This window comes from Sphingobacterium sp. CZ-2 (assembly GCF_004526235.1).
In the GTDB taxonomy this organism is placed as follows: domain Bacteria; phylum Bacteroidota; class Bacteroidia; order Sphingobacteriales; family Sphingobacteriaceae; genus Sphingobacterium; species Sphingobacterium tenebrionis.
In genome coordinates this window covers 1,134,081-1,149,802 of record NZ_CP038159.1, presented here as the reverse complement: position 1 = coordinate 1,149,802, position 15,722 = coordinate 1,134,081, and the positions used below count along the sequence as shown (strand labels likewise).

The following is a 15,722-nucleotide window of genomic DNA, read 5'->3' as shown; positions in this document are numbered from 1 at the left end:
TTCAGTCCTTTAGTAGATAATAGTTTCGTATGATCTCGTCCGCTTTGCGTTTGTCCATGTTGATGAAATTGCGGTAAGGGTTTGCCGTTTTCAGTACACCGTTGATTTTTGCCCAATACATTGATCTTTCCATACTGAATACCAATGCCCGTATAACTTTTAGTTCCAAAATGATTTTCCGCATGAGGTGATCTCTTTTTTCGTAGTCCATCAATACGTTTTTTCCCTCTTGGAGAACAAAATCGGAGACTTCGGCAGCAAGGTTTATTCCCCTGTCTTTGAGCTGTCGGGCAACATCTTCGGCAAAGAGCAACAACCACGGTTCTCCTTTGGCGGTTTCCAGCATTTTTGTGCTGTGCGTGGCAATGTCCTGAACGAGCCTTGAAATATGGAGCGCAGAGCGGCCGGACTTCAAAGCCCGATCCACTTCGGTCAATGATCGGTGAATCATGTTTTGGACCAGCACCACGGAAGAAAGGTTAACATTGATGTCGTCGATCCGTCCTCGGATATTACCCAGCATATTGTTATGGGTCTGTTCAGAAGCCAATCTGATCGCACCGTTCTCGTTTACGATGGCAAGATGCTTGGCATCATAGATAATGGTCACATAGCTTTGTCCGAAAGTCAACGTTGAAAGACAGATAAAAAACAGGATTATGAGTTGTTTTTTCATGGCTTAAATTCCTCCAATTGCCTTAAAATATTATCAACTATGCGCTTGTCCTCATTGATGTAGCCCGAAAACGGATTTAGGGAATCAAGTAGCTTTTTGCGTGTTGAATAGTACATGGTAACCGCAAGCCCCCGTGATGCTCCGGCTATTGCCCGAAGCTCCTGCAGGACGTGTCCGTACAGTATTCTCCTGTCACTTGCTTTCATCTGGTTGAGGTCGCCGATACTGATAAAAAGCCCGGTGAGGTAGCGTGCCAATTGCACGGCTTTTTCTGCCATATCCTTTTCTGCATCGATGGCGAGCAATAGAAATTCGGGATGTGCGGAAACAATGCCTATAATCCTTTTTTGTTGGTTTATGATCTCGGTAACGATAGGTGCGGATTCAAGCCCCATGCTAAGCCCCTGCAATGCCATACCGAGGGTCTGGAAACGGCTGTGCAACTGCCGATAACGGGTTTTGAGTTTTGAGGTTTCTTCTCTGTTTACTTCCTCGTTAGCCGAAGTAATGGCCTGGCGGTTTCTTGCGGTGATCTGGCGGTCGTATTCATCTTTGCTGTGTTCGACCAATTGATGGAGCAATTCAACGTTGAGCTGTGCATTTGCTCTGGTCAAAGTGATGACCAAAAGCAATAGGGTTGGGATAATGTATCTCATCGTTTGAGCAATCTTGAATTACGGATAATGTCATCGGCAATCTGTTTGTCGATATTGATAAAACCTGCGTATGGATTAAGGGAGTTAAGGATACCGCGTTGTTTTGCCCAATACATACTTCGGTGCATCCCAAAGGCTACGCCTCGCAGGATGGTCAATTCCGTACGTATCCGGTTGAGCAGTTTTGCCCTTTCCCCCGAATCCATTAGGTTGTCCTTTCCGCCTTTCAGTACAAAGGCGCTGACTTCGGCAGACAGATTGGTCGCCCGTGTCTTAAATTCCCGTGCGCCCGCTTCGGCAAATAGCAGGAGTACTGGATTTCCCCTTGCTATGTTCATTGCTTTTTCCACGTCGTTAACGATGTCAAGGGAAATATTGGCAATGTCCTTTACGGTCAGCAGGGAACGGACAACGCCGGATACTTCGCTCAATCCCTTGTAAATCTTATCCTGTAAATCGTTCACGATCAGGAGCTGGCCTGTTACCGCCATCTGTCCGCGTTGGATAAGCGTGAGGTTGTCGTTCACATTGTTGAGCTGGCTGTTCATGATCCCTGCATGGACACCCGTTGCGGCTGCCACGGCGGGGTCTATGTAAATCTGACCTCTTGCATAGAAAACAGCAAAGGACAGGATCGTTATTGCAATAAATCGTCTCATGTAAAATCGGGTTTAAAGTATTCTCTTGATGTTTCAACAGGTGCATTATTTTGGTTTACCTTTTGCACAAAATCGCCCAATGCAAGACCGCTTTTTTCCATGTCGGACACGAACGCCGTTAAGGCGGCTGGGTAGCTGCCATGATGTTTGGCGTAAATCTCTACGGCACTTTTTTCGGGCTTTTCGGTCGTGAACGCCAAGTGGTGGTAAATGCTGACTTCTACGCCGTAAACTTCCCCGACGTTTCCACGCCGGATATAGAACTCGTTGAAACGGGCACGTCCGTCTTTATTGTCCAGACGGTTGATCGTGAAAATCTTCTTCTGTTCTGCTTCGTTGATGGAAAGCAATTCGGCGACCTTTCTAAAATCGGCTTCGTTCTGTTGCAACAGGATGATGGTGTCCGAATTGTTTATGATGCTGTCTTTGATGATGGGGTTGCCGATGATGTCGTTGATCTCCTGTGTCACTTCGATGATTTCGCCCCAGAACTTCCGTACGGTTTTGTTTAGGTATAAAAGGAAATTCGCCATCATGGGCGACGAAATGGCCCGCCATGCTTCCTCCAAGATCAGCGTTTTTCGGCGGTTCTTCCGGTGGCGCATCTTTTGTACGAACAGATCCATGATTATGAGCGTGACAATCGGCAGGAGCGTTTTATTATTCTGTATATTGTCAATTTCATAGACTATGAATTGCTCGTTGAACAGTGATTGGTCAGCATCTTCGTTCAGTATGGCTTCATATTCACCCCCTCGATAAAACTTCTTTAGTACAAACCGAAATTCCTCTACGTCAAAAGCTATGCTTTCTTCATTTCTTATATCGGGGATTTTCCGAACGGCAAATTCATAAAAGGAATTAAAGTCCAGTTTGTCTATACGGTTTTCGGTGGCCTTATCAAAATAATGGGCGTAATAGGCTGAAATAACATTGGAGATTACATCTCGCTCCACGGTGGTAACCGTACCCTCTGCACCTTTCCAGAGTAGGCAGATCAACGTTATCAAAAAATCCTTTTTCTCAATGTTGTATTCTTCCTCGCTGATCGCAAAGGGGTTCATCGTAATGGGCTTTTCTTCCGAATAGGTAATGTACTTGCCACCATAGGTACTGCAAAGACCGGAATAGGAATGCCCCACGTCCACAATCACCACGTCCATGTTGTATTGCAGGTATTGCTGACAGATCGTATTTATGGCATAACTTTTACCCGTACCCGATGCCCCTAAAACGAAGCGATTGCGATTTTTTATACGGCCTGTCCTCATAACGAGGTCCGACGGGTCTATCGCCACGGGCACACCTTGACGGTCGGTAAACCTTAACAGAAATTCCGATGGTTCGTCGGTCGGTAGCCGTTCCTTGAAAAAGAAACAAAGGGCGGCATCGGCGGTCGTTAGGAACCAATCGTATTTTTTCAGCTCCACGCCAACACCCGGTAAGGCACAACGGAACAGCTCCAATTGGTTGTAAGCATTGCGTGAGGGAATGATCCCCTGTTGGAAAAGTGCGGCTTCAATAAAATTGGCCGTCTTGTCGATCTTGTCCGTATCGGCACATACGATCATGGAGTAATGCGCGTGTACCAATAGTTGATTATCACGGGCCACGTCTACAAGCAATCGATCAATGTCTTCTACGCACATGAGGTTGGCCGGATCGGGTACACTCGAATGCCTTTTACGCTTTACTTCAAGTTTACCGAGCGTGATCTGTTGGCTGGGTATCTCCAATAGCTGGTTATAGATAATGGTGCGGTAACCCGGAACATGGTGCAGGAAAAAAAGGTTGTCTACCGGAAAATCACGCATACCGTTTGTTTCGGTTCTGGCGGTGAACGATCCGACCTTTTCGGGCAGGTCAACCGAATCGGTGTTGACCATACTGATACAGCGAACGGCTCGGTCACCTATTTGCAATTGACGGTCTTCGCAGCGGAGATTGTCCAATGTGATGTGGGGTTGCTCAAACTCCATTCCGAGCACCCTGTTTACAAAGCGGTTTATTTCGGCTTCCGTAAGATATGAGGGGTTAAGGGCAGCGCCCAAAAGCAGGTCATGGACTTTGGCCATATTCTGTCCAAAAGTGACCAGCACTTTTTTGTCATAGGTATAGAACGCCCCTTTTTTGACCTGACGGGTCACGGTCAGGTAGGTTCTGATTTCGGTGTATTCCCGATCCTCAAAATGTTCCTGGTATTTCTGTTCCAAAAATTCGGATGCGGGTTTGGGGCGGTATTTCCGTTTGATAAATACGTCGTGTTTTTGGATGATATGCCCCTCGCCAAGTATCTTGATGACGTTCAGCAAGACTTGTTGGAAAACGGTATAGGCTTCGGGATCGGCGCCATACTGTAAGACGGGATTGGTCAATCGCATAACGACTGAAAAATCACCACGGTCGCCGTACAGTACCGACATTCCTTGATAATGGTCAATACCCACATAGGGCATTTCAAAGGTTGTCTTTCTCTCTGTTTTCATAGCTGATCGATAAATGGGCAGGATGGATAAATGCACCTCGGTGGCGGGTTTTGTCATGGAGACCGTCACTTTGTTTCATGAATGTATAGGCAAGTCCTGCACCCATCAGGGCAAGGGTTGCGAAACCACCGAGAAAGAGATTGGTTAGTGCGCCGATAAGTCCGCCGATAGCCAGACCGCCGATAAGGGAACCTATGCCCCAATAGATAAATTTTCCCTTGAAACCTCGGTAGATAAGGGGCTTTTGAAGCCCCTTATAAATAGGATAACGCCCGTGTGTCATACGCCGAAAAACGCTTTGATGACTACTGACACGAGTACCAAGAATAGGCAGGAACCGCCCCACGACATCAACTCTTTATTGATGTCCTGATCTCCGCTGTTCCACTTGATGTACACCCGTATCCCCCCTATCAAACCGACGACCGCGCCAATGGCGAGAATGAGGGTTGAAATCGGATCGACGTAGCTGGTAAGCGATGATGTGGCGGCATCGATACCTACTGTACCGCCTTGTGCGAATGTTGATTGGACCGCTGACAATGAAAGCGCGGCCACGGCAAACAGTTTTTTAGTGTTTACTGTCATAGAGATAATGGATAAAAAGTGAATGAAAAATGATTGGGCTATTAGTTCACCCCGAACAAGGCTTTTAGTGCGGCGCCGACGAGCGACAGGAACAGGCAGGAAAAGAACCACCCCATGACCTGCGCATCGATGTGATGCTTGCCGGATTGCCAATTGCTGTACACCCGTAGTCCTCCGAGCAGTCCGCATACAGCACCGATGACAAAGGCAAGGTCAGAGAAGTTGTAATACCAAGTATTGACTTCCTTACGCACTTCCCGAAACTCGGCAAGGCCGGGCTGGGCGGTGGCGTACAGTGCAAAAAAAATGACAGTAAGGAATACTGTCAAAAAACGGATGGATCGCATAATTGGATTTAGTAAGGGATGGCTTTGGTGTACTCGATTACGTTATTTTGTGCGAGCGAAACAAGTTCCTTTATGGTTATGCCTCCCGTGGATTGCAGGGGGCCTGACGAGATAACGGATTTTCCGTCTTTTACTATCGGTTCTCGTGCTACTTTGGATGGTTCGGAAATAACCCTTTCGGGCGATGAATCTTCATCGAATACCAATTCGTTTCCTCCATCGCTCGTAGTCGGAGCACGGCGATGGATAAACAGATCATACAGTACGTTTAGGGCATAGTAGATGCCATAGACGGCGATAACGCCGAGCAGGAATTGTGTCCAGTTCATAGATCAAGGGTTTTAATGTGTTCTTTGATGTATCGGGAAATTTCGGGATGGGTTTTTAGAAACAGGTGCAGGCTGTAGGCGATGATCTTGTTCATATCGATGCCTTTGGCAACTTTCAGTTGTTTGAGCAGGAAAAGGGTCTTGTCGTCCAAACGGATCAATAATCTTTCCCGTCCGGTCAGTTCATGGTTTAGGATACTGTCAAATAAGTGTTCCAACGTTTCCGCTTTTTTCTTTGGCGTATCCTTTGGGGGCTGTTCCGTGGGGATTTCTTTTGCCTGTGGCGGTTTCCCTTTCCGCATGGAATCCCGAAGCTCATCGGCAAGGCTTTTTATTCCGCTCATGATGGTTCCTCCTTAGCAATGTATTGTTCATAGATTAGGTCTAAGAGCGGTAGCACAACGGGATACAGGATGATCGGTGTCTGGAACGTATTTATCCGCTGGAAGTCTATGCGATCTGGCAGACCGAGGGCGACCGTGCCAAATCCTCGCAGTACCTTTTCGACTTCCGTCCGGGTTTCGTATTTGACGGTGTTCTTGATACGGTTCGGTACAAAAATGAGGGGCGCTCTCTTGTTGATCTTGCTGATGACCATTGCAAACAGCAATGTCGAATCCACGGAAAATTCGTCAAAGGCAAACGGACAGAGCACCGCATCGGCGGCGGCGAATATGGGTATCAACCCGTCGTCGTCCATCTTGCCCGGCAGGTCTATCAGTACAATTTCATTCCGTGCTTTTCCCAATTTCCGTTGCATTGCCGGAAAATGGCTGAGGTCGGCTGGAACGATTTCGTACAGCGGTTCATTTTCCAGAATCTTTGCTTTCTCGGCTTTAGCGGAAAGTGATTGCTGATAGTCCATATCGAGCACCGTAACCCGCCGTTCTCGTTGCTGGGTCAGGTAGTTGGCGAGCAGCAGGGTGAGCGTGCTTTTTCCCGCTCCGCCTTTTTGGTTTCCTATAAGTATGAGCATAGTGCGTGGGGTTTAATGGTGTTGTTGATAAGGGGGCGTCAACGGGTATTCGTCCGGGCTTTGCGCTTACGTCTACGGTTGCGCCCGTGGATCGCCTCGTCGTCGATGTCGTCGGAAATATCGATCTGGATATTCGGTATCCATTGCTCGGCTGTTCCATGTACATAATCGGCAACTATGGTGGTTTCTTCGGATGTCGATTTCCGTTCTTTTTCGTTCGGTTCTGCGAAGTCGTCTTTGGCTGATTGCACATAACCGTTTTCGGTGATTGTTTCTTCGGGCCGGAATACACGCCCCTTTAGAGTAGGTTTCGTTATATCCGCTTTAGGCGATATTTTGGGTCTATCTTCCGATGGTGCGATAAATTCAGCCAATGGCATGAGGTCTTTGCCCTTGTAGACCATCTTCCTCGAATGGTCTATCACGGTGTAGCCGTATGGCGGTTTCCCGTCCTTACCGTGGAATATGATCTGTACTCCGAATTTGTCCGATAGCATTTGTGCCATTGCTGACGTATAGCCCGATGGTGCGGATGACCTATTGCCGGGAAGTGGAGCCGGAGTGTGAACCACCGCCGGATCGTATTGGCTTTGATACTTAGCAAAGACAGCCTGGAGCTGTGCCAACCGATTAATGTCTTTGCTGAAAGTACCAATTTTGGTGTCCACTTGTTCCAAAGAAACCGTGCCTTGTCTTTTGCCGTAACGGCTGATCTGATATTTCCCATCTGACAGTTTGAGGGAATAACCCTGCGCTTCAAGCACCATCATGAATTGCGCCCGTGTAGAGAAACTATAATGCAGAGCCTTTTCGATGTCCTTATTGGCTTGTTGCTTTTCGTCCACGCCAACGACACGGTTTAACACTTCGTAGGCACGGATTTTCTCAAAACTGTCGTTTATCTTTTTGCCGTCTCGGCCTACCCGTGTGGAGACGATATGAATGTGATTGTTTGCCGTATCCTTATGGAATACCAAGAGATAGGGTTGTTCACCGTAGCCCATACCGCTCAACCATTGCTCTGCGATGGTGGTTAGTTCTTCTTTGCTATGCGAACGCCCTTTGCAGGAAATGACCGCGTGGAGCTGTGGGTATTTCGTGCGGCTACTGGCTGCGGATTGGGCTTCCAGATAATTGACGTAATCTTTTGGACGGAGATTTTGCAGGGCTTGCAAAGCACCGAAATTTGCCACTTTCATCAGTTCGCCCTTATCCTTGTCCACTTTGTTCGTATTGTAGCGCACCCCTTTGAACGTAGTGGACGGGTCGAGTATCTTGACGATCATGTCTGCCCCCTTATAAGCCTGATGAGCTGCCGAATGGACTGTTCCAACCTCCGTTGCAATCTGATATATTCTGTTAGCAATGGCGCAAGGTCACGGATCAGCGCGGAGTGTAACATTCCCTGTTGTTGCAGGGTATTGGCGTGTTTTGCCAATTGGTTGATGTTGTTGCCGGATCGGCCGATCTCTGTACCGATACTGTCCAGTAGTTTCATGATTTCGGCGGTATTGACCAGCATCTTTTTGGAATGTTGGAGTACCCGGATACGCACGATGTCCGCACGGCTTAGACCAAGTGCTTTTTCAAGATCAAGAAACTGCGTGCGTTCTGCTTCGCTCAACCGAAGTTCAAAACGTCGGGATCGTTGTTCATGGGATGCGGGCTTCCTCTTTTTTATGCTGTTCTTCATGGTGCTTTTTGGTTGAGGGTGACGGACTGTATCGCCCTGAATATTTCAAGGGCGACCTGCGGAACGATGGCATTTCCGTAGGCTTTTATGCTTTCGGCACGCCATGTCGGAAAGGTAACTCTGTCCAGTCTTTCGGAAAGCCCATCATCTCGGCCACAAAACGGGGATTCAGTTGGCCATCCCGTCAATAGGGGAATTTCGTGCCATCGATCTGCTCCGCTGTTGGTAGTACTTTCAGCAAACGCTTCTGTATTTCTTGGGGCATCCTCTCGGCTAAGTCCTCTGCCGGGCTCCACAGGGAGATCAGGGCGTGGTACACCAGAAAATCCGTCAAGGAGACCTGACCACCGTTGCCTCTCTCGTTCTTCCTGTCCTTTAGCCGTCGCCTTTCCTCTGCCTGTTCGATTGTCGTTTTTATGTTGCTTATCTCCGTGGCGGTTGGCGTGGGCAACAAACCAAACCCGATCCCGTTGGTGTGGAGCGCCAACGGCAGCAGCCGGAATACACAAAATGACTGGCGTGCCGTCTTCTAGTGTCGGAAGTACATATCCTGCTGCTCCGATTTCTGAAATGATGCTTCCGATAACTCGTCGTTGGAGTCGGATGATGGTGCTTGTTGCAGGTTGTTCACCGTCCTGACAAAAAAGCTCAATCGCTTTGATCTCCATTTCAGATAGACTATCGGGTTCGAGAATGGTGAACAGACCAATAACGTTTTCAAGAACGATCCACTCCGGTCGTGCTTCCTTAATAATTCGGATAGTCTCCGGGAAGAGGTAACGGTTATCTTTCGCCCCCTTTCTCCGTCCGGCTTGGCTGAACGGCTGGCAGGGGAACCCGCCGCTGATGATGTCGATGTGCCCTCGATAGTGAGTTGCCCTAAAATCGTAGATGTCTTCATAGTGTGTAGTATTTGGCGGGGTAGTGTTTGAGAATGGTTCGGCAGAACGGGTCTTTCTCGCAGGAGAAAATGTTTTGCCAACCCATCCATGAAGCGGCGATGTCAAAACCGCCGATGCCTGAAAAAAGGCTACCGTGTCTTAGCATGGTAATGGTTTTAAGGGTTTATGGATGTTTCGCCGTTGTCGGCGGATGTGGTGCGCTTGGCAGGAGAAAAATGGAGTTGCGACCTTTTTCCTACCCTGGTGCAGACCTGCTCCATCGGAGTTGGTCTGTTCCGGGGCAAGTTGGTTTTTGTGGGTACGGCATCGAGGTACGAGAGCCGTACGTACAAAAACACAACTTGCACACCACAAAACAAAAAAGTGGGGTTATACCGCAAGGGGCAAAAAAGTGGGTTTGGGGGGTGTTTTTCGCATATAGGGTTGGGGATGACCGATTGATAAACCACGTTTAAATCGGTCATATATCCATATATACAGCTATCGGGATAGATGTATATATGGATAGCTGTATATCGGGATGTGCAGTTATCTGAATATCTGTATATATGGATATGTGGATATACATATATCCATATCGCTACCTATCAGGATATACCTATATCGGGATATATGTATATCTATATGTATTGCTATCTGCATAGCTGTCTATCGAAATATCGGGATATATGAATATCTGTATATCGGGATGGCTATATAGATAGCTATCGATATATACCAATATCCAGTTATCTATATAGCTGAATAACTGATTTCGACCCCTCCAAAAATCAACGCTTGGGCCCCGCCCGTTGGTGCTGTAATTCATGCTCATTTAGGGCAGCTCTTAGCATATCGTTGTAATCCTTGTAAGCCCCATAAACACCCGAACGATCTTTGGCCTGTGGCACGGCTTCGATCAGCCTTTGTGTACAGTTGCGACCGGGATCGTCATTGTCGAAATACACGTCTACGGTGGGTATGCCTTTCACTCGCTCGATGGCATTCTTTAACTGGACAATGGAATTTAGGACGATGGCGGTCGGTGCAGGATCAGGGCGGTTCACTTTAAGCCAACTTAGATAGTCCATATAACCCTCAAAGAGAACGGCATGGTCTGGATTGCCGGGGATCACGGATATACCTTTCTTGCCGATACTGCTCTTGAAACCTTTGGCATTGGTAAACTCCCAATTATCCTGATCGTTCTTCCAGCCAATGGCGTAGAAAATGCTTTTATTTTCGTTGTCAAGACGGTTTCTGTAATAGATTTCGTGCAGGTGTCCATGTGCAACGTCCAATATCCCACGTTCTTCAAGATATTTGGTCAGGACAAAGTTTCTGCCGACTGGCTGTGTCCGCACGAGTTCAAAGGTATAGCCTTTTTGTTCTTTTTCTGTGGGGGATTTCACGGGTTTATAAGCTGGTATCATGGATGCCTGCATATCGCAGGTATCCTTTATCTTGTTCAGTACCTCGACAAAGGAAAGCTGGGGCCAATAGGCAAGGCCAAGCTGGACGATACTACCGCCCTGGATGCCTGTCGAGTTCGGGCCACCCCGGTCGATCCATTTTCCGCCCTCATCCCAAACGGTCAGCGATGGGGTGTCTTGCTTGGTTTCCCGTAGCATGCTGTGGTAAAAGAGTTCCTTGCCCGTTTTCCGTACCGGATGGTGGCCGAGCCGGGCCAGAAAGTCCGAAATTGGGATTTCCCGCAGGTCGTCCACGTTTACATATTTTGACATAAGCAGGGATTGGATAATTAAAGGGGTATAACTTCGGCATGCGGTAGTTTTTGGGTGAATGCTTCGGTCGCCAATTGGTATCCGTCTCTCGTTTCATCGATATAGAGCAGTACCTTTTCAAAATGGCTGGCACGTTTCAGCGCTGCGGACACAAATTCGGGATGGTTCAGTATCAGTACCGATGCGTAGTGCAGGTGCTGGTCGTTCCGTCTTTTCAGATAGTCCACATATTCGGGGAATATGGCAAGCGCGGTTTCACTTGCCGAAATAAAGGTCATTCCCTTTGTACCGATACAGCCCGTATAGTTTTGGGCGCGCACTTCCCAACCGCCATTTTCGTTCATCCAGCCTGCGGCACAAAAGTCCTTGCGGTTGCCTTTTTGGTCGGTTACATAATAATAGACTTCCCGGATATTCAGATCGGCGAGTTCCCAGAGCCCGCTTTCCATTAGAAAATCGGTAACCTCATGGTTGTATCCCAAAGGGCGGGCGCGATCGATCTGATAATGGGGTATCTTGGTTGCTTTCCGTTTTCGCAGTCGTCTATCTTTTTTAGCTGATTGGGCTTGTATTTCCCGCAGTTTTTCTTCGATCCGTCCAGAGGAAAGAAGTGGCCAATAGGTACAGGCAAAATCCATGAGGTTGCCCCCCTTGCCGAGTGAGCTGTCAAACCAGCTTTTAAATTGTTGGTTGACTGTCAGGACTATTTTGTTGTTGGTTCGTTTTCCGAACACGCTGGCGTATCCAAATTCATCGCCATTGATAGCTACAGGTTCATGCCCTAATGCTTTGAGCAGGGAAACGAGGTCGGGGAGTCCGTTGGATGGTGTGTTGTTTTTGTAAGATGTCATAAGGATTTATTTTGATGTGATGGATGGTTTTATAGGTAACGCATGGCTTCGCGGGATTTGCTCACGGCTTCGATCTCCATGCGGTCGATCCTCCACGCTGCGGAGTGGTCGCCGTCCTTTCGGGGGGTGACGATACCGAGCGCAATCCAATGCTCAACGTTCTTTCGTCCGTACCGCTTGAATGCTTCTGATTTTTTGAGGTATGGCCGAATGTGTCCGGTTTTGGACAGGGCCAGTTTTGCGCCCATTTCGGCAGCATAGGAAAGCAATGTCTGCAATTGCAGCGGTGTCAATAGTATGTTCATGGCTTCTTGGGGTTTGATGGTTTACTGATAAGGGGAAGTTGGGTCTTCCCATATTGGAACCGGCAACGGGCAACGAACCCGAAATGATCCGCTCTTGCCGGTTATGGTTAAGTTGTCGGAGCTACCCACGTCAGTCCGTACAGACCGGGCTATCGCCTGCCAATGCGCTTTCAGTATATTGGTACCGCCAAGTATTAGGCTTACCTCACTTTCGCAAAATTTCCCGTTCCTCACGGGATAATGCTTCACTCCTCGATGTCAAAGACCGTTCTTGCTCCGCTATCGCAGCGGATGCGCTTACCTGTCCCTTGCGGGCAGGTAGGTGATCCGATTGCTCGAAGCCGCGACGGCTTCGAGTTCCGATCTGTCAAAAAAGATTTGGGAAGTGTCGGTAGGTTGTTGTTTGGAGATCAGCCCCTCACGGAGCCATCTATCCACATTGCTACGACCGTACAGGCGGTAAGCGTCGGCTTTGGTCAACTGATCGGGAACAGGTTGTTCTTCTTTGATTGCGTTTGCTGTTCCTTGTTCGGCTGCATTTTTTAGCAGCGTTGCCAGTTCCGTGTACTTCATTCTTCCCGATGGATTTATTCTTCCATTCGGGTACAAAGCACGAAAACGAGCCAACGCAAAAACAGTGTAAGGGGGTGAAAGAAACGTTTCACCCTTTGGTCAAAAAGTGGGTTTAAATAGTATTAAAATGGATTTTTGGTGATTTTCAAAAGTGCGGTATTTTATAGAGAGAGGTTCTGAATTGACTGGAAAAGTGGTAGAAATGTGGAGACCTTTGGCGATGGTCTGGCATGGGAGAGAATGTAATATAACTTATCATTCTGCCGTTAAGAAATAGAAACGTCATCTTTCATGTTTGAGCTGAAAAATTTGTGATGATAGGATATTTATTTTTAATTTACACCACATAATCTAATTTAAAAAATGACATCAACAGACATATTCTTAACCCACATCCAGAGCGATGTTGAGTTTATACAGCGTGCTAAACGTATGGGGTTGGAAACCGTGGGCGACATTATGGAGATTAAGCTGCCCGACTTGCGAAAGAAAAAAGATTTCACCTATCTATGGTATGCCGATATGTTGGCGATGCTGGATGAACAGGGATTTCTCGAAGAATTTGAACGGAGACAGCTTTGAGTTTTGTGCTATCTGGTAGGTGGTAAAAAAAAGAAAAAGGCGAATTTTGATAAACTCGCCCTTGTCCTGTATTGTTGTAATACATTTAAAAACTCGTATTACTCATCTATTTTGATGCTGTCATATTCGTCATTAAAAAATCTAAAAAAGAAATACACATCACAGTTAGATGCTCTTAAAAAAACCAAAGAAAATAAAAAGTAATTCCCATCTATAACATTTCTATTCCGTATCCGTCTACTTATTTTAACGGGATCATAATATCCCCATATTAAAGAGGAAAAATCGACAAACTGGACGGATCAGTTCCAACGGAATCAATTGCGTATACCCTCAAATTTATTTAAGTTTAAAGAGCGCATTAATAACGGAAAGCTATATTGTTGAAGAAGTCAAAGTACAGGGTATATACCGACAATGAACTTGCTGAACTTATGTTTCAGGGAGACGGGAATGCCTATGCAGAATTGTACGACCGCTATTTCGCCGTTATCTATTCCTTTAATCGCAGGATGTTGCACGATGACGACCAGGCAGAGGATCTTACGCAGGAGATTTTTATGGCTTTGTACGAAAGTGCTACACAGACTTCCATAAGTTCTGTGCGCTCATATCTTTACCAGAGCGCACGCTATGCACTGATAGATCATGCACGAAAACAAAAAAGCCGATACGACTATTTGGCCGGTCTACAGGATTATTATCAAAAAGGCGTTTGGTCCACAGATGATACCGTGATCGAGCGTGATCTACAGCAACTGATCGAAAGTGAAATCGATAAGCTTCCTTCCAAGATGCGGGCTATATTCGAATTGAGCCGAAAACATTACCTAAGCAATAAGGAAATAGCGGACAATCTCAACCTGTCCGAAGGTACTGTCCGGCAACAGATACACAATGCGCTTGTGCGCCTGCGTTCTCGTCTAACCTGCTTCTTGCTCCTGCAAATAACCGGTCTCCTATCGTGGATTGGCCATAGCTGATAAATTATTTTACAGGCTATCTATAACAATACCCTGTCCTGTACGACTACACTATATATCAATGGGATCACTTTATGGAAAGTAACCAAGACAAAATGCAACAACTGATTGACCGCTATCTTCGTGGAGAGTGTACGAAAGACGAAGCTCGTATAGTCAACAGTTATTTCAACAAAATGGCGGAGAAGGCTCCCGAGCAGAGTCCTGCAAGGGATCTGTCAAAGCGTAAAAGACGTGTCTGGAAAAACATAACTCCCAACCCCTCACGGAATATCTATCGTACCATAGCCAAGTACACGTCTATAGCAGCGGTTCTGGCTCTTATTTTTTTGACTTGGCGATTTGTTTACCAATCGGATCAGGATGATGTAAACCAAACAACATCACAAACAGAAGACGTTGCGCCGGGTGGTTATGGTGCGACATTGGTATTAGCAGATGGGCGAACAATCAAGTTGGATAGTGCCAGACAAGGTGCTATCATGGGGCAATCTTTGACATACGATGACGGAAGCCCGATCTTGGGCGCTGACGGATTGCCATTGGATGATGTCGTTGATATTGTCGCTACCACAGCTAAAGGACAGGTATATGCCTTCACCCTTCCCGATGGTACAAAGGTATGGCTCAATGCCGATTCAAGACTGACCTTTCCATCTCGCTTTGTGCATTCGGATCGCCGCGTTAACCTCGAAGGAGAGGGATATTTCATCGTCCACGACGATCCCAAAAGATCATTCTTCGTCGAGAGCAAGGGACAATTGGTAGAGGATCTTGGTACGACATTCAATATACAAGCCTATTCTGGAGAGTCCAGCTTAAAAACTACACTGGTAGAAGGTGCGGTAATGGTCAACGGAAGGTCGCTGATGCCCGGACAGCAGAGCGTTCTTTCCTCTGGGGGTGATATGCATATATTGGATGCTGACATTGATCAGGTACTGGCATGGCAACAAGGTGATTTTGTCTTTCGGGGTGAAACGTTGGAAGAAGTCTTCCGTTCCGTTGCGCGATGGTACAATGTCGAGGTTCACTATGAACGCAAAGAAGCTAAAGCCATTACGGTAGGTGGTACTGTTTCCCGCTCACGAAGTATCCGTGCGGTACTCGATCTTATGGAAACAACGGGAAAGGTTAGGTTTAAGGTATCGGGTGATGTGATCACTGTCATGTAAGCCCATCCATGCAAATCTTCAACAGTGAAACAAGAAATTTAATAATCAATCTTTAACTTAAAAACGCTATGTATGAATAAAGAGATACTACCCAACACAGGCTAAGAAACCAATAGGTAGGGCTAAAAGACAAAAGCCGGAAGTGTTGGAAGCACGACCGGCCGGAGTTTGAGCCAACCTATCCCGCAAAACGGGAAAAACAATTTGTGACAATCAT

The 15,722-nt window shown here is 47.0% G+C and carries 20 protein-coding genes and 1 pseudogene; 3 read left to right on the top strand and 18 right to left on the bottom strand.

The features are described from left to right. Window position 1: 1 nt before the first annotated feature. The 18 genes and pseudogenes from E3D81_RS05245 to E3D81_RS05160 form a co-directional block, all read right to left on the bottom strand. Window positions 2–676: a hypothetical protein gene (locus E3D81_RS05245; protein ID WP_134776690.1), complete on the bottom strand. Its 675-nt coding sequence runs from the start codon at window positions 674–676 to the stop codon at window positions 2–4. Beyond that, complete coding sequence (locus tag E3D81_RS05240) at window positions 673–1,332, bottom strand: hypothetical protein (RefSeq protein ID WP_094256618.1); 660 nt, start codon at window positions 1,330–1,332, stop codon at window positions 673–675. The genes E3D81_RS05245 and E3D81_RS05240 overlap by 4 nt, the downstream gene beginning before the upstream one ends. After that, window positions 1,329–1,991: a hypothetical protein gene (locus E3D81_RS05235; RefSeq protein ID WP_094256617.1), complete on the bottom strand. Its 663-nt coding sequence runs from the start codon at window positions 1,989–1,991 to the stop codon at window positions 1,329–1,331. The genes E3D81_RS05240 and E3D81_RS05235 overlap by 4 nt, the downstream gene beginning before the upstream one ends. After that, the gene (locus tag E3D81_RS05230; RefSeq protein ID WP_134776689.1) at window positions 1,988–4,477 is read right to left on the bottom strand and encodes a TraG family conjugative transposon ATPase; all 2,490 of its coding nucleotides are present in this window, start codon (window positions 4,475–4,477) and stop codon (window positions 1,988–1,990) included. The genes E3D81_RS05235 and E3D81_RS05230 overlap by 4 nt, the downstream gene beginning before the upstream one ends. Further along, window positions 4,449–4,760: a DUF4133 domain-containing protein gene (locus E3D81_RS05225; RefSeq protein ID WP_134776688.1), complete on the bottom strand. Its 312-nt coding sequence runs from the start codon at window positions 4,758–4,760 to the stop codon at window positions 4,449–4,451. The genes E3D81_RS05230 and E3D81_RS05225 overlap by 29 nt, the downstream gene beginning before the upstream one ends. Further along, a complete protein-coding gene (locus E3D81_RS05220; RefSeq protein ID WP_003005532.1) occupies window positions 4,757–5,065 on the bottom strand; it encodes a DUF4134 domain-containing protein in 309 nt (102 codons plus the stop codon). The genes E3D81_RS05225 and E3D81_RS05220 overlap by 4 nt, the downstream gene beginning before the upstream one ends. A 41-nt stretch (window positions 5,066–5,106) precedes the next feature. Further along, window positions 5,107–5,412 (bottom strand): DUF4134 domain-containing protein, encoded by a 306-nt coding sequence (locus tag E3D81_RS05215; RefSeq protein WP_134776687.1) that lies wholly within the window; start codon window positions 5,410–5,412, stop codon window positions 5,107–5,109. An 8-nt stretch (window positions 5,413–5,420) separates the two neighbouring features. Next, window positions 5,421–5,741: a hypothetical protein gene (locus E3D81_RS05210; RefSeq protein WP_134776686.1), complete on the bottom strand. Its 321-nt coding sequence runs from the start codon at window positions 5,739–5,741 to the stop codon at window positions 5,421–5,423. Next, entirely contained in the window at window positions 5,738–6,085 is a 348-nt protein-coding gene (locus E3D81_RS05205) for a hypothetical protein (RefSeq protein ID WP_134776685.1), read from the bottom strand. Before E3D81_RS05205 ends, E3D81_RS05210 begins: the two co-directional genes overlap by 4 nt. Next, on the bottom strand, window positions 6,082–6,717 hold the full coding sequence (locus tag E3D81_RS05200) for a ParA family protein (protein ID WP_134776684.1): 636 nt from the start codon (window positions 6,715–6,717) through the stop codon (window positions 6,082–6,084). The genes E3D81_RS05205 and E3D81_RS05200 overlap by 4 nt, the downstream gene beginning before the upstream one ends. 38 nt (window positions 6,718–6,755) lie before the next feature. Next, complete coding sequence (locus E3D81_RS05195) at window positions 6,756–8,003, bottom strand: relaxase/mobilization nuclease domain-containing protein (RefSeq protein ID WP_134776683.1); 1,248 nt, start codon at window positions 8,001–8,003, stop codon at window positions 6,756–6,758. Continuing rightward, window positions 8,000–8,410, bottom strand: coding sequence for a plasmid mobilization relaxosome protein MobC (locus tag E3D81_RS05190; protein WP_134776682.1), 411 nt, complete (start codon window positions 8,408–8,410; stop codon window positions 8,000–8,002). The genes E3D81_RS05195 and E3D81_RS05190 overlap by 4 nt, the downstream gene beginning before the upstream one ends. Next, window positions 8,407–8,706, bottom strand: coding sequence for a hypothetical protein (locus E3D81_RS17475; protein WP_245153287.1), 300 nt, complete (start codon window positions 8,704–8,706; stop codon window positions 8,407–8,409). Before E3D81_RS17475 ends, E3D81_RS05190 begins: the two co-directional genes overlap by 4 nt. Before the next feature lie 459 nt (window positions 8,707–9,165). Then, window positions 9,166–9,417, bottom strand: a pseudogene (locus E3D81_RS17635) (DNA cytosine methyltransferase); the annotation flags it as partial. Window positions 9,418–10,082: 665 nt separating this feature from the next. Then, window positions 10,083–11,036: a toprim domain-containing protein gene (locus E3D81_RS05175; RefSeq protein ID WP_134776680.1), complete on the bottom strand. Its 954-nt coding sequence runs from the start codon at window positions 11,034–11,036 to the stop codon at window positions 10,083–10,085. A 17-nt stretch (window positions 11,037–11,053) separates the two neighbouring features. Beyond that, window positions 11,054–11,887, bottom strand: a complete 834-nt coding sequence (locus E3D81_RS05170) for a hypothetical protein (RefSeq protein WP_134776679.1) — start codon at window positions 11,885–11,887, stop codon at window positions 11,054–11,056. 29 nt (window positions 11,888–11,916) lie between these two features. Then, complete coding sequence (locus E3D81_RS05165; protein ID WP_134776678.1) at window positions 11,917–12,192, bottom strand: hypothetical protein; 276 nt, start codon at window positions 12,190–12,192, stop codon at window positions 11,917–11,919. 297 nt (window positions 12,193–12,489) lie between these two features. Next, window positions 12,490–12,819, bottom strand: a complete 330-nt coding sequence (locus E3D81_RS05160) for a hypothetical protein (RefSeq protein WP_134776677.1) — start codon at window positions 12,817–12,819, stop codon at window positions 12,490–12,492. A 309-nt stretch (window positions 12,820–13,128) separates the two neighbouring features. Between E3D81_RS05160 and E3D81_RS05155 the strand changes: the two genes are divergently transcribed. The 3 genes from E3D81_RS05155 (at window position 13,129) to E3D81_RS05145 (ending at window position 15,505) form a co-directional block, all read left to right on the top strand. After that, window positions 13,129–13,347: a hypothetical protein gene (locus tag E3D81_RS05155; RefSeq protein WP_134776676.1), complete on the top strand. Its 219-nt coding sequence runs from the start codon at window positions 13,129–13,131 to the stop codon at window positions 13,345–13,347. Between the two features lie 380 nt (window positions 13,348–13,727). Continuing rightward, window positions 13,728–14,330, top strand: a complete 603-nt coding sequence (locus tag E3D81_RS05150) for an RNA polymerase sigma factor (protein WP_167554240.1) — start codon at window positions 13,728–13,730, stop codon at window positions 14,328–14,330. Between the two features lie 95 nt (window positions 14,331–14,425). Next, window positions 14,426–15,505: a FecR family protein gene (locus E3D81_RS05145; protein ID WP_167554239.1), complete on the top strand. Its 1,080-nt coding sequence runs from the start codon at window positions 14,426–14,428 to the stop codon at window positions 15,503–15,505. Window positions 15,506–15,722 lie beyond the last annotated feature (217 nt).

Bases quoted from the DNA above. Each gene is read 5' to 3' on its own strand.
- E3D81_RS05170 (WP_134776679.1), bottom strand. From the start codon at position 11,887: ATGACATCTTACAAAAACAACACACCATCCAACGGACTCCCCGACCTC.
- E3D81_RS05195 (WP_134776683.1), bottom strand. From the start codon at position 8,003: ATGATCGTCAAGATACTCGACCCGTCCACTACGTTCAAAGGGGTGCGC.
- E3D81_RS05190 (WP_134776682.1), bottom strand. From the start codon at position 8,410: ATGAAGAACAGCATAAAAAAGAGGAAGCCCGCATCCCATGAACAACGA.
- E3D81_RS05230 (WP_134776689.1), bottom strand. From the start codon at position 4,477: ATGAAAACAGAGAGAAAGACAACCTTTGAAATGCCCTATGTGGGTATT.
- E3D81_RS05165 (WP_134776678.1), bottom strand. From the start codon at position 12,192: ATGAACATACTATTGACACCGCTGCAATTGCAGACATTGCTTTCCTAT.
- E3D81_RS05245 (WP_134776690.1), bottom strand. From the start codon at position 676: ATGAAAAAACAACTCATAATCCTGTTTTTTATCTGTCTTTCAACGTTG.
- E3D81_RS05210 (WP_134776686.1), bottom strand. From the start codon at position 5,741: ATGAACTGGACACAATTCCTGCTCGGCGTTATCGCCGTCTATGGCATC.
- E3D81_RS05155 (WP_134776676.1), top strand. From the start codon at position 13,129: ATGACATCAACAGACATATTCTTAACCCACATCCAGAGCGATGTTGAG.
- E3D81_RS05200 (WP_134776684.1), bottom strand. From the start codon at position 6,717: ATGCTCATACTTATAGGAAACCAAAAAGGCGGAGCGGGAAAAAGCACG.
- E3D81_RS05240 (WP_094256618.1), bottom strand. From the start codon at position 1,332: ATGAGATACATTATCCCAACCCTATTGCTTTTGGTCATCACTTTGACC.
- E3D81_RS05220 (WP_003005532.1), bottom strand. From the start codon at position 5,065: ATGACAGTAAACACTAAAAAACTGTTTGCCGTGGCCGCGCTTTCATTG.
- E3D81_RS05205 (WP_134776685.1), bottom strand. From the start codon at position 6,085: ATGAGCGGAATAAAAAGCCTTGCCGATGAGCTTCGGGATTCCATGCGG.
- E3D81_RS05145 (WP_167554239.1), top strand. From the start codon at position 14,426: ATGCAACAACTGATTGACCGCTATCTTCGTGGAGAGTGTACGAAAGAC.
- E3D81_RS05215 (WP_134776687.1), bottom strand. From the start codon at position 5,412: ATGCGATCCATCCGTTTTTTGACAGTATTCCTTACTGTCATTTTTTTT.
- E3D81_RS05235 (WP_094256617.1), bottom strand. From the start codon at position 1,991: ATGAGACGATTTATTGCAATAACGATCCTGTCCTTTGCTGTTTTCTAT.
- E3D81_RS05175 (WP_134776680.1), bottom strand. From the start codon at position 11,036: ATGTCAAAATATGTAAACGTGGACGACCTGCGGGAAATCCCAATTTCG.
- E3D81_RS05225 (WP_134776688.1), bottom strand. From the start codon at position 4,760: ATGACACACGGGCGTTATCCTATTTATAAGGGGCTTCAAAAGCCCCTT.